Source organism: Streptomyces sp. NPDC096324, from assembly GCF_044763015.1.
In the GTDB taxonomy this organism is placed as follows: domain Bacteria; phylum Actinomycetota; class Actinomycetes; order Streptomycetales; family Streptomycetaceae; genus Streptomyces.
Genome location: NZ_JBIWFK010000001.1, coordinates 36,692 through 49,940, shown reverse-complemented (window position 1 = coordinate 49,940; position 13,249 = coordinate 36,692). Strand labels below are relative to the sequence as shown.

General features: G+C 74.3%; 9 protein-coding genes. 4 read left to right on the top strand and 5 right to left on the bottom strand.

Features of this window, described 5'->3' with window-relative positions:
- Window positions 1-130: 130 nt before the first annotated feature.
- The gene (gene glgX / locus ACIQ7M_RS00205; RefSeq protein WP_355760165.1) at window positions 131-2,239 is read left to right on the top strand and encodes a glycogen debranching protein GlgX; all 2,109 of its coding nucleotides are present in this window, start codon (window positions 131-133) and stop codon (window positions 2,237-2,239) included.
- A gap of 176 nt (window positions 2,240-2,415) precedes the next feature.
- A complete protein-coding gene (treY, locus tag ACIQ7M_RS00200; protein ID WP_403638251.1) occupies window positions 2,416-4,863 on the top strand; it encodes a malto-oligosyltrehalose synthase in 2,448 nt (815 codons plus the stop codon).
- On the opposite strand, the gene ACIQ7M_RS00195 is transcribed toward treY, so the two are convergent.
- The gene (locus ACIQ7M_RS00195) at window positions 4,823-5,914 is read right to left on the bottom strand and encodes a cytochrome P450 (RefSeq protein ID WP_403638249.1); all 1,092 of its coding nucleotides are present in this window, start codon (window positions 5,912-5,914) and stop codon (window positions 4,823-4,825) included. The two genes, treY and ACIQ7M_RS00195, sit on opposite strands and share 41 nt — an antisense overlap.
- 568 nt (window positions 5,915-6,482) lie before the next feature.
- On the opposite strand from ACIQ7M_RS00195, the gene ACIQ7M_RS00190 reads away from it, so the two are divergent.
- On the top strand, window positions 6,483-7,733 hold the full coding sequence (locus ACIQ7M_RS00190; protein WP_403638247.1) for a M14 family zinc carboxypeptidase: 1,251 nt from the start codon (window positions 6,483-6,485) through the stop codon (window positions 7,731-7,733).
- Window position 7,734: 1 nt separating this feature from the next.
- Here ACIQ7M_RS00190 and ACIQ7M_RS00185 read toward each other — a convergent pair whose 3' ends face one another.
- From ACIQ7M_RS00185 to ACIQ7M_RS00175, 3 genes are all read right to left on the bottom strand, one after another.
- On the bottom strand, window positions 7,735-8,157 hold the full coding sequence (locus ACIQ7M_RS00185; RefSeq protein WP_403638245.1) for an SSI family serine proteinase inhibitor: 423 nt from the start codon (window positions 8,155-8,157) through the stop codon (window positions 7,735-7,737).
- The gene (locus ACIQ7M_RS00180) at window positions 8,154-9,479 is read right to left on the bottom strand and encodes a M14 family zinc carboxypeptidase (RefSeq protein ID WP_355760175.1); all 1,326 of its coding nucleotides are present in this window, start codon (window positions 9,477-9,479) and stop codon (window positions 8,154-8,156) included. Before ACIQ7M_RS00180 ends, ACIQ7M_RS00185 begins: the two co-directional genes overlap by 4 nt.
- A 264-nt stretch (window positions 9,480-9,743) precedes the next feature.
- Window positions 9,744-10,310 carry a DUF1707 and FHA domain-containing protein gene (locus ACIQ7M_RS00175; RefSeq protein WP_355760177.1) on the bottom strand — a complete coding sequence of 189 codons (567 nt, stop codon included), beginning with the start codon at window positions 10,308-10,310 and terminating at the stop codon, window positions 9,744-9,746.
- Window positions 10,311-10,503: 193 nt separating this feature from the next.
- Between ACIQ7M_RS00175 and treZ the strand changes: the two genes are divergently transcribed.
- On the top strand, window positions 10,504-12,249 hold the full coding sequence (gene treZ, locus ACIQ7M_RS00170; RefSeq protein WP_403638242.1) for a malto-oligosyltrehalose trehalohydrolase: 1,746 nt from the start codon (window positions 10,504-10,506) through the stop codon (window positions 12,247-12,249).
- A gap of 21 nt (window positions 12,250-12,270) precedes the next feature.
- Here the strand turns inward: treZ and ACIQ7M_RS00165 are convergent, their stop codons facing one another.
- Window positions 12,271-13,233, bottom strand: a complete 963-nt coding sequence (locus tag ACIQ7M_RS00165) for an aminoglycoside phosphotransferase family protein (protein ID WP_403638240.1) — start codon at window positions 13,231-13,233, stop codon at window positions 12,271-12,273.
- Between the last annotated feature and the right edge of the window lie 16 nt (window positions 13,234-13,249).

Sequence of the window (13,249 nt, the reverse complement as noted above, 5' to 3'; positions counted from 1 at the left end):
GGTTCGGCATACGAGATATGCCTGGTCGCGGGGTAAGAGGGATGTAAGGCATGTGAGGTTCCATCACTTTCGGGGAGACTCGGCTCGGACTCGCCCCCAGGGGCACGGAACTACTGGAAGAGTCATATCCATGCAGGTCTGGCCTGGCGAGGCGTATCCACTCGGTGCCACGTACGACGGCGCCGGCACCAATTTCGCGGTCTTCTCGGAGGCCGCCGACCGTATTGAGCTGTGCCTTCTGCACGACGACGGCTCGGAGACGGCCGTGGAACTGCGGGAGACCGACGCGTTCGTGCGCCACGCGTACCTGCCCGGCGTCATGCCCGGACAGCGGTACGGCTTCCGGGTGCACGGGCGGTACGCGCCCGAGCGCGGGCAGCGCGCCAACTCCGCGAAGCTGCTGCTCGACCCGTACGCGCGTGCGATCGCGGGCTCCGTGAACTGGGGCGAGGAGGTGTACGGATACCCCTTCGGTTCACCCGACAGGCGCAACGACCTCGACTCGGCGCCGCACACGATGTCGTCGGTCGTGGTCAACCCCTACTTCGACTGGGGCGACGACCGGCGCCCCCGGACGGAGTACCACCACACGGTGATCTACGAGGCCCATGTGAAGGGCCTGACGATGCTGCATCCGGAGCTCCCGGAGGAGCTGCGCGGCACGTACGCGGCCCTCGCGCATCCGGCGATCATCGACCACCTGACGGAACTGGGTGTCACGGCGCTGGAACTGATGCCCGTACACCAGTTCGTGAACGACCACCGGCTGTCCGACATGGGCCTCGCCAACTACTGGGGCTACAACACGATCGGCTTCTTCGCCCCGCACAACGCGTACGCCTCCTGGGGCGACCGGGGCCAGCAGGTGCTGGAGTTCAAGTCGGCCGTCCGGGCTCTGCACGAGGCCGGTATCGAGGTCATCCTCGACGTGGTCTACAACCACACGGCCGAGGGCAACCACCTGGGCCCGACGCTCTCCTTCCGGGGCCTCGACAACGCCTCGTACTACCGTCTGGCGGACGACCCCCGGTACTACATGGACACCACGGGCACCGGCAACTCGCTCCTGATGCGTTCGCCGCACGTCCTGCAACTGATCATGGACTCGCTGCGCTACTGGGTCACCGACATGCACGTGGACGGCTTCCGCTTCGACCTCGCGGCCACACTCGCGCGCCAGTTCCACGAGGTCGACCGACTGTCGTCGTTCTTCGACCTCGTCCAGCAGGACCCGGTGGTCTCCCAGGTGAAGCTGATCGCCGAGCCCTGGGACGTCGGCGAGGGCGGCTATCAGGTGGGCAACTTCCCGCCCCTGTGGACGGAGTGGAACGGCAAGTACCGCGACACCGTACGGGACCTGTGGCGCGGCGAGCCGCGCACGCTGGCCGAGTTCGCGTCCCGGCTGACCGGCTCGTCCGACCTGTACCAGGACGACGGACGCCGTCCGCTCGCCTCCATCAACTTCGTGACCTGCCACGACGGCTTCACCCTGAACGACCTCGTGTCGTACAACAACAAGCGCAACCAGGCCAACGGCGAGGACAACCGGGACGGCGAGAGCCACAACCGCTCCTGGAACTGCGGCGCCGAGGGCGAGACGGACGACCCGGACGTGCTGGCCCTGAGGGCCCGGCAGCGGCGCAACTTCATCGCCACCCTGATGCTCTCCCAGGGCGTGCCGATGCTCAGCCACGGCGACGAGTTCGCGCGCTCCCAGGGCGGCAACAACAACGCCTACTGCCAGGACAGCGAGCTGGCCTGGGTGCCGTGGCCGGAGGAGGACTGCGAGCTCCTCGCCTTCACGCGCGCGATGGTGTGGCTGCGCCGGGACCATCCCGTCTTCCGGCGGCGGCGCTTCTTCCACGGGCGGCCCGTCCAGGGCACCCACGACGAGCTCTCCGACATCGCGTGGTTCACCCCGGAGGGCCAGGAGATGACCCAGCGCGACTGGGGATCCGCGCAGGCCCGGGCGCTGTCCGTGTTCCTCAACGGCAACGCGATCTCCGAGCCCGGCGCCCGGGGGGAGCGCATCGCCGACGACTCCTTCCTGCTGATGTTCAACGCCTCCCCCAAGGCCCTGGAATTCGTCGTGCCGGCCGATCACGGCCGCCAGTGGCAGGTCGTCGTCGACACCTCCCTCCCGGAGGGCGTGGCCCCGGGTACGGGCGCCAAGGTCACGGCGGGCGACCGGCTGAGCCTGGTCGACCGGAGCATGACGGTGCTTCAGCGGCCGGCCTAGGAGGGCCTGCCCCTTTCTGAGGAGCACGCGCGCGTGGACCGCGATGTCCGGGAACACGCGCGCGTGGACCTCTTCCCGTTCCGGGAGCGGGCACGTGGGCGTCCGGAAGGGGTCCGTGCGTGCCCATCTGCGGGCGCCGGTGACAGAAGTCCGGCCGGACGGGTACGTAGACACGCATGACACCTGAGCGCCCCGAACCGGCGATCGCGCACTCGGTCGTCCCCAACCCGGTCGTCCCCTTCGTACCGACCGCCACCTACCGGCTCCAGCTCCAGCCGGACTTCCCCTTCCGCCGCGCCGAGGCGGCCGTGCCCCATCTGGCCTCGCTCGGCGTCTCCCACCTGCACCTGTCCCCCGTCCTGGAGGCGGTCCCCGGCTCGAACCACGGCTACGACGTGGTGGACCACACGCGCGTACGGGACGAACTCGGCGGCGAGGAGGGGCTGCGTTCCCTGGCGCGCACCGCGCGGGAGCACGGCCTCGGGCTCGTCGTGGACATCGTGCCCAACCACATGGCGATGGCCCCGCGCCACAACCACGCCCTGTGGGAGGTCCTGCGCGAGGGCCCCGATTCGTCGTACGCCCGCTGGTTCGACATCGACTGGGACGCCCAGGACGGCCGGCTGCTGCTGCCGGTGCTCGGGGACCGCCTCGGTTCCGAGATCGGCGAGCTCAAGGTCGACGGCGACATACTGCGCTACTACGACCACGTGTTCCCGCTGCGCGAGGGCACCGCGAAACTGCCGATGCCCGAGCTCCTGGACGCCCAGTGGTACCGCCCCGCGTGGTGGCGGCTGGCCCGCACCGAGCTCAACTACCGGCGCTTCTTCAGCATCTCGGAGCTCATCGGGGTGCGCGTCGAGGACCCCGAGGTGTTCGCGGCGACCCACGCGAAGATCCTGGAGCTCGTCGCCGACGGTGTGATCGGCGGCCTGCGCGTCGACCACCCGGACGGGCTGGCGGACCCGGACGCCTATCTGCGCCGGCTGCACGAGGCGACCGGCGGCCGCTGGACGGTGGTCGAGAAGATCCTCGCGGACGGCGAGCCGCTCCCGCCCGCGTGGCCCGTGGCGGGCACCACCGGCTACGACGCGCTGCGGCACGTCGACGGCCTCTTCACCGACGAGGCGGGCGCGAGCCGGCTCCTCGGCCGCTACCGGCGCTTCGCCGGACCGCAGGCCGACCGGGGCGGCCACTGGGACAGCACCGTGCGCCGGGCGGCGTACAAGGTGATCACGCACGAACTGGCCGCCGAGGTCGAACGCCTCACCCGTGAGGTGAGCGCGCTGTGCGCCGCGTCCTCCGACCCCGCCGCCCGCGACCACGCCCCCTGGGCCCTGGGCGCCGCGCTGCGGGAGCTCCTCGTCCGGCTGGAGGTGTACCGGCCCTACCCGTCCACGGACGCGTCCCTGGTGATCACCGAGCGGGCCGCCGCCGAGGCCAGGTCCGCGTTCCGGGTGCCCGAGGAGGCGCACGCCGTGGACGTCGTACGGGATCTGCTGCTCGGCGACGGCGACGGGCCCGGGGAGGCCGCCTTCCGGGCCCGGTTCGCGCAGACCTCGTCGGCGCTGCGGGCCAAGTCGGTGGAGGACACCGCGTTCTACCGCTATGTGCCGCTGCTGTCGGCGAACGAGGTGGGCGGCGACCCGGGCCGCCCCGCGGTGTCCCCGGACGACTTCCACGCCTACTGCGCGCGCGTGCAGCGCGACTGGCCCGCCACCGGGACCGTCCTGTCGACCCACGACACCAAGCGCAGCGCGGACGTGCGCGCGGCCGTCGCCGTCCTCACCCAGTGCCCGGAGGCCTGGTCCGAGGTCCTGGCGGAGGTGACCGGTGAGGGGCTCGGGAGCCCCGACCCGCAGGTGGCGTGGGCCGCGTGGCAGACGGTGTTCGGGCTCGGCCCGGCCACCGGCGAGGACGGGGCCGGGGTGTACACGGAGCGGGTCCGGGGCGCCCTGCTGAAGCACATCAGGGAGGCCGGGACGCGCACCGCCTGGACCGAGCGCGATCCCGCGTACGAGGACGCGGTGACGGCGTTCGTCGCGGACGGGCCGTGCGGGCCCCCTGGACGGCACGTGGCCGCCCTGCGGGCCGCACTGGGCCCCCATGTGCGGGCGAACGTCCTGGGGGCCGCCCTGGTCCATCTGACGATGCCGGGGGTGCCGGACGTGTACCAGGGCACCGAGGACGAGTATCTGGCGCTGGTGGACCCGGACAACCGGGCGGCGTTCGCGCCGCGCGACCCGTCCGCGGAGAAGCCGGCGCTCACGACCGCCGCGCTGCGGCTGCGCGCCCGGCGGCCCGGCGTCTTCGGCGACGCGGCGACGTACGCGCCGCTGCGCGCCGAGGGGCCGGCGGCGGAGCACTGTGTGGCGTTCGTGCGGTCGGGAGAGGTGATCACGGCCGTCACCCGGCTGTCGCTGGGGCTCGCCGAGGCCGGCGGCTGGCGGGACACCGTTCTCGCGCTCCCCGGTGGACGGTGGGCCGACGTGCTCCCCTCCGGCTCCGCGGGGCGGGAGTTCACGGGACACGCGCGTGTGGCGGACCTCTTCGAGGGGTCACCCGTCGCCCTGCTGGAGCGCGTCAGCGCGGACACACCGGAAGGGTCCGGGGAGAGCGGCTGACCAGGCCCTCGGCGCGCGGCCGGGGTCCCGGGGCCCTGCGCAGGCCCGGCAGCACGGTCAGCAGGGCGCGCAGCCCGGCCTCCGCCGTCAGCCGGGCCAGCGGGGCGCCGAGGCAGTGGTGCGGTCCCGCGCCGTACGCGAGGCCGCCCGCGTCGGCGCGGAAGAGGTCGTAGCGGTCCGGGTCGGCGAACCGTGCCGGGTCGCGGCCCGCGGCGCCGAGCAGACACGCCACGGTGGCGCCCTCGGGTATCGGGCCGATCGGTTCGAGCGCCCGGCGGGCCACGATCTGCACCGGGGGGTCGCGGCGCAGCGACTCGGCCCAGGCGGCGCCCGCCAGTTCGGGGCGGGCGCGGATCAGGTCGAGCCGGCCCGGGTGGTCGAGCAGGTTGGCGAGGAACGACGCGAGGGCGCGCGCGGTCGTCCCGCCGGCCGCGCCCAGCACGGTCCCGGCGAGCCCGGTCACGACCTCGTCCGGCAGCGGCCGTCCGCCGGGGCGGGCCGCGCACAGCGCGGACAGCAGATCGTCGCCGGGGTGGGCGCGGCGGCGGACCAGATGGGGGCGCAGCCAGGCGTCGAGTCCGGGGCCGTGGCCCCCGGGGTGGTCGAGTCCCGTCCGGCACCAGGCGTGCACGCGCGCGGTGTCCTCGTACGGCAGTCCGAGCGCGGTGACGGCGGCGGCGACGGGCAGCCACTGACAGAACTCGGCGACGAGATCCGCTTCCTGACGGCTCACCAGGCGGCTGGCGAGGACGTGGGCGGTGCGCTCGACGCCCGCCCGGAGGCCGGCCGGCATCCGGTCCCCCAGCGCCGCGGACACGGCGGCCCCGTACGCGCCGTGCGCGTGGTCCTCCCCGTGGGCGGGCCCGGGTCCGGGTGACGGCGCGGCGAACCGCGGGTCCGCGAGCGCGGCGCGCACGTCGGCGTAGCGGCTGATCAGCCAGGCGCCGAACGGTTCGTCGTGGACCAGGGGGAAGTCTCCGCGCAGGGTGCGGTAGAGCGGGTGGGGATCGCGCTCGGTCCCCGGGTCGAGCAGGCTCGCGGGGGCGACCACGCGCGCGGACGGCCCGCACGGCGGCGTGTACGGGCCGCACGGCCCGTCCGGCGAGGGGCGGGACGGGGCGGACGGGTGAGGGGGGCGGGTCGGGGCGGGGGCGGACGGGATCACCGACGCGCCCGCGGGGGCCGGTGGGCCGGTGCGGGTCGCCGTCGGGGCGCCTTCGCCGGGAAGGCCGTGTGGACACAGCACCGCGGGCCACCACCTCGGGTCTGCGCGCCGGACCCGCGCGCGGTTGTTCCGAGTGGACCACCGCCCACCCGGGACCGCAGGTCCCGTACACCCGGACGAGTGAATCGCGTACGTCGAACCGGCCCGCCCGCCGGTGGCGCGCGCGTACGCCGCCCGTCTCCTCCCGGGCGCCCCTTCCGCGGCGCGCCTCCGGGTTCTCCGCAGGCCTGCGGGACGCGGTCCGCTCCGGCCGGGGAAGCCCGCGCACCTTCCGCTGCCCGTTGCCAGCGGAAAATGCCACCAGGGCTCCCGCCGGGCCGCGCCGACGCGTCCTTGACAGTTCTCCGAGACCGTGGAGTACTGCCAAAAGCGACGCAGGGCGGACAAGTCGGGGGTGAGTCATCTGCCGGAGTTGCGCTACCCCAGTGTGACCGAAATCGTGTCGTCCGCCTGCGCGCTGGCGGCCCACCGGCCCGATCTCTGCGTCCTCAGGCAAGTGGGCGCCTCCCGCGCGGGCAGGCCCCTCCACCTGCTGTCCGTCGGCCATGCCCGGCGCGCGGTGCTCGTCGTGGCGGGGGCCCACGCCAATGAACCGACGGGCGGTTCGACGCTGCTGTCGCTGGCCGAACGTGTGCTGTCCGGGCGGGAGTTGCGCCGGGACACCTCCTGGCACTTCCTGCTCTGCGCGGACCCGGACGGGGCGAGCCTCCACGTGACCCCGGCGCCGCGGACCCTCCTCGACTACCACCTGGGGTTCTTCCGTCCGGCCGGACCCGAGCAGCCGGAGTGGTCGCCCTCCGTCCTGCCGCCCGACCGGCTGCCGCCGGAGACGCGGGCGCTGACCCGGGTCATCGACGAGGTGCGGCCCTACCTCCAGGTGACGCTGCACGGCACCGATCTGGGCGGCAGCTGGGTGCAGTTGACCAGGGACATCCCGGGTCTCGCGGAGCCGTTCGCCAAGTCGGCCGCGGAGCTGCGCATCCCGGTGGAGACGGCCGCCTCGGACGCCGCGGGCTGGCCCGCCTCGGGGCCGGGGGTGCACGTGATGCCGGCCCCGGGCTCGGACGCGGCGTACCCGAGCATGCCGGACGACGCCCGGCACAGCACTTGGTACCACGCCCATCGGTACGGCGGTCTGACGGCCGTCGTCGAGGTGCCGATGTGGGCCAGCGACCTGGTGGACGACCCGGCGCCGCACCCCGCGCCCGCGGCGGCAATGCGGCGCCTGGCCCACCGGCTGGTGGCGGACGCGGGACAGGTGGAGGCGGTGCTCGGGCGGGCCCTGCCCCGGCTGCGGGGGCCCGACGGACCCCTTCTGCGGGCCTCGAAGTGGGCGCTGGACCTGGTGCCGGGGCTCGCCGCGGACTGGTCGCAGCCGCTCCCCGCGGACACGACGATGGCGTACGTGGGCAGTGTGGACGCGTTCGGCCGGCGGATCCCGCTGCGGGCCGCGTCGATGCTGCTGCGCGTCCTCCAGGAGGCCGACGACCGCGAGGCACCCCACCTCGAGGAGCTGGTCGCCGGCTGGAGCGACGCCTTCGCCGAACGTTTCCGCGCGCGCTGGGTGCCGCTGGAGAACCAGGTCGAGCACCAGGCCCGTACGGTGATGGCGGCCGCCCGCCACGCACGCGAGGGCGCCGCCTGACTCAGACCGGCAGGTCGAACACCGCGCCCGTCTCCGCCCTCATCACACAGGAGTTGGAGAACGCGTGCCGGTAGTCGACCCGGCGGCCCTCCCACACCCCGTACGCCGACGCCGTCACCGGCGCGTAGAGCATCGGGCACATGACGCCGGACCTGCGCGGGACGTGTCCGATGTCGCCCCCGGCCGCCGCGAGTTGCCGGCAGGCGCCGGCGGCGTGGGCGTGCCCCCGGGGCGGATCGCAGCGCAGCAGGACGCCGCGGGTGTCGCCGGAGCGGGCGTCGCCGCGCGTGACGACGAGGCGGAGCCAGGTGCCGGGCCGTCCGTGTCCAGGGGTCGCGTGGGCGGCGGGGACCGCGCCCGCCAGGAGGAGCGCGAGCGGGACCAGCAGGCCGGCGCGGATCGCCCGAAGAGGTGTCGTCGTCATTCCCGGTGCATCGGCACGGTGGCCTGCGCGGTCCACCCGGAATCACCCGAACGGGAACGCGTGCCGCCGGGACGCCCCGCGAGGTCGAACGCGGCGAGCACGACGCGCGCCTGGTACTCGACCTGGCGCGCGACCGGGATCCAGCGCGCTCCGCAGCCGTCGCGGTAGTCGGCGCACCACGCGTCGATCAGCCGGTCGAGCTCGGGCAGCGCCTCGCCCGGGTCCCGCCCGGAGGCGGTGACCAACTGGTGCAGCAGTCCGGCCGTGCGCAGCGCGACCCGCCGCCCGGCGAGGCGCAGGGCGGTCAGCCGGGCGGTGTCGAGCGAGGGCAGGGCGCGTCCCCCGGCGTCGCGCACGTCGGGGTCCCAGGAGTCGGCGAGTCCGGGGCCGACCAGTAAATAGTCGTCGACGGGCGCGAGCAGCCGGGGTGCGTCGGGCGAGCCGCCGAGGCCGGGCCGCACCCGGGCCAGGATGTCCTCCAGGACCTCGGTGTCGTGCCGCAGTGTGCGGCTGACGGAGCGCAGCACGGCGTCGGGATCGGCGGGGCGCGTCCGGTCCTCGACGGCGCCGACGCCCCACATGGGTGCCTCGACGATCGCGGTGACCGTGCCGTGCGGCTGGGGGTGGAACCAGGTGGAGTCGACCGCTGCCTCCGTGATGGCGGCGGCCAGGTCTCCCCCGCGCGGCGGCGGGACGCGGTAGACGGCGGGGCCGAGCGCCGGCCAGTACAGGGTGTCGTAGGGGCCGAGTTCGCGCGGGATGCCGAGGCGGGCGGCGCTGTGCGCGACGCGCTGCGGGAGGCCCGGCAGGTCGCGGGTCAGCTCGACGAAGGCGCCGCCGACGTCGACGCCGTGCAGGGAGCACTGGAGGAAAGGCCTCAGCTCGTCCTGGAGGGCGAGCAGGACCCGGGTCTCCGGCAGGGCGGCGCCGTCCGCGCCGTCGGGCAGCCATTCGGGCTGTTCGAGGAAGCCGGGCCGGAAGAAGTTCCGGAAGTAGTGGCCGAGCGTGTAAGGGCCCTGGAGCCAGGGCTCGTTGCGGCGGGAGCCGTCGGGGTCGAGACAGAGCAGCAGGTTCCAGGTGGCGTCCGCGCCCTCGGTGAGGCGGGGGTCGGCGAGGGCCCGTTCGGCCAGTCTGAGGGCGGTCGCGCCGCCGACGGGTTCGTTGGCGTGCGGTCCGGCGACGACGAGGACCTGGCGGCCGCCGTGTCCGACGGACAGGAGCAGCATCGGGGTGCCCGCCCGGGAGGTGCCCACCTGGCGCAGCCGGGCCTCGTCGGGGCGCCGGGCGACGAGCGCGGCGGCGCGGACGCCGAGTTCGTCCACGGTCGGGTAGCGGCGCAGTGGCGGCAGGGCACACCTCCACTCGTACAGTGCCGTCGTTTCACCAGATGTACATGAAGTACGCACAGTCAGTCACGAGTCGGGGGGTACGTCAACACCGCCGCGGCGGAAGGACGGCGCGGAGGCCGGGCGCGCGGGGCTCTCCCGGGCGCCCCGCGCGGCACCGCGGTGCGGCCGGGGCGCGGCGCCCGAGATCGCGGCCCGGGGCGGGGCGCCGGAACGCAACCCGGGGCGTGGCGCCGGGGTTCAGCCCGAGGTGAGGCGGAACAGCATGCGGCCGAAGCCGATCTGGTCGCCGTCCTTCACGACGGAGGCGCCGATGACGCGCCGCCCGTTGACGGTCGTGCCGTTGGTCGACCCGAGGTCGCGCAGCACCCACACGCCGTCCTGGCGGCGCAGTTCGGCGTGCACCCGGGACACCGTCTCGTGGTTCAGGCGCAGTCCGCTGGCCGGGTCGCGGCCGATGCGCAGCGGATAGGAGTCGCCCGGGTCGGGCAGTTGCAGTTTGGGCAGTCGCTCGGCCTGCCAGGCCCGGCGCAGCCGGACCGTGAAGCCGGACACGGCCTCCACCGTGCCGAACACGACCTTCGACCAGCGCCGCCCGGAGCCCTCCTCGCCGGCGGGCAGGTCGGCGGTGAGCACGGCGAGTTCCTCGGACCGGCGCGCGGACAGGACCAGCTCCATGCGGCGGACGAACGTGTCGTGCGAGAGGCGGCCGAGCGCGACGCCGTCACGGAGGGACTTGAGCGCCCGGTCGCGCTCCGCGTCGGACAGCCGCGCGGGGTACGGATGGAACTCGAAGGACGACGTCACGTTCGTGATTGTCTGCCAGTAACGACAGGGTGTCCAGAAGACCCGGAAACGGCTGGTGGGACCGGGTGCGGCCGTTCGCGCGACCAAAGGGCGACGAACACGCGGCAAAAGGGTGGATCCGAAGGCGAATTGATCTCTCGTGGAGCACCATGGACGGGCTGGGTCACCACGAGCCGACGAGGGGGAAACGTCCATGCGATTCGAGGTGTGGGCACCACGGGCCGACCGGATGACGCTCCATTGCGACGGTGTCACGCGCGCGTTGGACCGTGATCCCGTGCGTGCCGGATGGTGGTCGGGAGAGGCCGAGGCGGCGGAGGGGACCCGGTACGGGTTCGCGGTGGACGACGGTCCGGTCCTGCCCGATCCCCGCTCGCGCCGGCAGCCGGACGGGCCGGACGGACTGAGCGCGGTGGTCGACTGCGGCGGGTACGCGTGGCGTGCCGACTGGCCCGGACGGGCACTGCCGGGCGCGGTCCTCTACGAACTGCACGTGGGGACGTACACCCCCGAGGGCACCTTGGACGCGGCGGCGGAGCGGCTCGGGCATCTGGCGGAACTGGGTGTGACGCACGTCGAGTTGATGCCGCTGTGCCCGTTCCCCGGACGGCACGGCTGGGGATACGAGGGTGTCTCCCTGTGGGCGGTGCACGAGCCGTACGGCGGCCCCGAGGCGCTGAAGCGCTTCGTCGACCGGGCGCACGAACTCGGCCTGGGCGTCGTCCTCGACGTCGTGCACAACCATCTCGGCCCGTCCGGCAATCATCTGCCCGCGTTCGGGCCCTACTTCACGGACACCCACCAGACGCCCTGGGGTTCCGCGGTGAACCTGGACGCGCCCGGCTCGGACGAGGTGCGCGCGTATCTCGTGGGCAGCGCGCTGGCCTGGCTGCGCGACTACCGGCTCGACGGGCTGCGTCTCGACGCGGTGCACGCGCTGCGGGACACCAGGGCGGTGCACTTCCTCGAGGAGCTGTCGGCGGCCGTGGACGCGCTCGCCGGCGACCTGGGCCGGCCGCTGTTCCTGATCGCCGAGTCGGACCTCAACGACCCGCGGCTCATCACCTCCCGCGAGGAGGGCGGCCTCGGGCTGCACGCCCAGTGGAACGACGACTTCCACCACGCGCTGCACACCACCCTGACCGGCGAGGCGCAGGGCTACTACGCGGACTTCGCGCACCCCCCGCTCGCCGCGCTGTGCAAGACGCTGACGTCGGGCTTCTTCCACAACGGCACCTATTCCAGCTTCCGCGGGCGGCACCACGGCCGTCCGCTCGACCGGGCGCGGGTCTCGGCGCAACGGCTGCTCGGCTACACCCAGACCCACGACCAGATCGGCAACCGCGCCCAGGGGGACCGACTGTCGGCGGCCCTCTCCCCCGGGCTGCTGGCCTGCGCCGCCGCGCTGACCCTCACCGCGGCGTTCACGCCGATGCTCTTCATGGGCGAGGAGTGGGGCGCCACGACTCCCTGGCAGTTCTTCACCGACCACACCGACCCCGAGCTCGCGGACGCCGTACGGCGGGGCAGACGGCGGGAGTTCGCGGCGCACGGCTGGGCCGAGGAGGACGTGCCGGACCCGCAGGACCCGGCGACCCGGGACCGCTCGTGTCTCGACTGGTCGGAACGCGACCGGGCCCCGCACGCGCGCCTGCTGGCCTGGTACCGCGAGCTGATCGCCCTGCGCGTGGGCCAGGCCGACCTGTCGGCCCCCGATCTCGCGGCGGTCAGGGTCGCGCACGATCCGGGGGCCCGCTGGATCGCCGTCCGGCGCGGGGACGTACGTATCGCCGTGAACCTCGGCAAGGACCCGGCCCCGATTCCCCTCGGCATCCGCCGCGCGCACGTCCTCGCGGCCTGGGAACCGGTCGAGGCGCCGGGCCCGGACGGGGTGCTGAACGTGCCGGGCGAGTCGTGCGTGGTGCTGACCCAGGGGTGAGGACGCCTGGCGCGGGCGGCCCTACGGAGCCTCGTCCGGCCCGTCCCTCGGGTCCGTGACCCGCTCCAGCAGGATCGACTCCCAGGCGCGCGCCAACCGGGCCTCCAGGAGCGCGAGTTGTCCGGAGTCGCGGTCGTGGAGGCGGTCGGCGAGCCGGATGACGGTGTCGCAGCGGGCGAGCCACAGGCCCCGCAGACAGGGGCGGGCGCCGTACCCGGCGAGGGTGGCGGCGCGTACGGCCGCGGGGGCGCCGACCGCCAGGGCGAGCCCCGCGATGTCCTCGGCCGGATCCCCGGTCACCGCGCCGGCCCAGTCGAGGACGCCCCGCACCCGGCCGTCGGGGCTGACCACGAGGTGTTCGCCCAGGAGTCCGTGGTGCACGAGGACGGCGGCGCCGGGCTGCGCGCCGAGCTGGACGGCGGCCGGCGCGGCGAGCTGGTCGAACCGGGCGGGGTCGAACTCCTCGGCGGGCAGCCGTCCGGCGGCCCGTACGGCGGCGGCCCGCAGTGCCTCCAGGGAGCGCGGCGGGGTCCGCGGCACCCCCAGCGTCTCGGCCTGCCCTACGGGGACCTCGCGCAGCCCGGTCAGCAGGTCGGCCAGGTCGGCCTCGCCGAGAGCCGAGACGGCCTGCTCCTCGCCGGACACGCCGGGCACCAAGGTGTCGAGGGTGTACGTCAGTCCGGTCGCCCATTCGCCCCGTGCGACGCTCATGGGCACGGCGCCCCCGACGAAGGGGCGGACCAGGTCGCGCAGCCGCAGCTCACGCCGTTGTCGCAGGGAGGCCTCGCGGTCCGGGGCGAGCCGCAGCACATGGTGCCGGCCCACCCACCAGGTGAAGCGCCCGCCGTGTTCACGGACGGGCCGCACGTCCGGTCCCGGGCCCGGCGCGGCGTCGTCGAAGAGCAGGGCGCGGACCAGCCGACGGACCGCGTCCGGGGTCGGTTCCGGAGCGGGGGTCGGTGCGGGTGCCGGTGTCCGGTTCATGGTCGCGCCCTTGTCG

Bases quoted from the DNA above. Each gene is read 5' to 3' on its own strand.
- treZ (WP_403638242.1), top strand. From the start codon at position 10,504: ATGCGATTCGAGGTGTGGGCACCACGGGCCGACCGGATGACGCTCCAT.
- ACIQ7M_RS00165 (WP_403638240.1), bottom strand. From the start codon at position 13,233: ATGAACCGGACACCGGCACCCGCACCGACCCCCGCTCCGGAACCGACC.
- ACIQ7M_RS00185 (WP_403638245.1), bottom strand. From the start codon at position 8,157: ATGACGACGACACCTCTTCGGGCGATCCGCGCCGGCCTGCTGGTCCCG.
- glgX (WP_355760165.1), top strand. From the start codon at position 131: ATGCAGGTCTGGCCTGGCGAGGCGTATCCACTCGGTGCCACGTACGAC.
- treY (WP_403638251.1), top strand. From the start codon at position 2,416: ATGACACCTGAGCGCCCCGAACCGGCGATCGCGCACTCGGTCGTCCCC.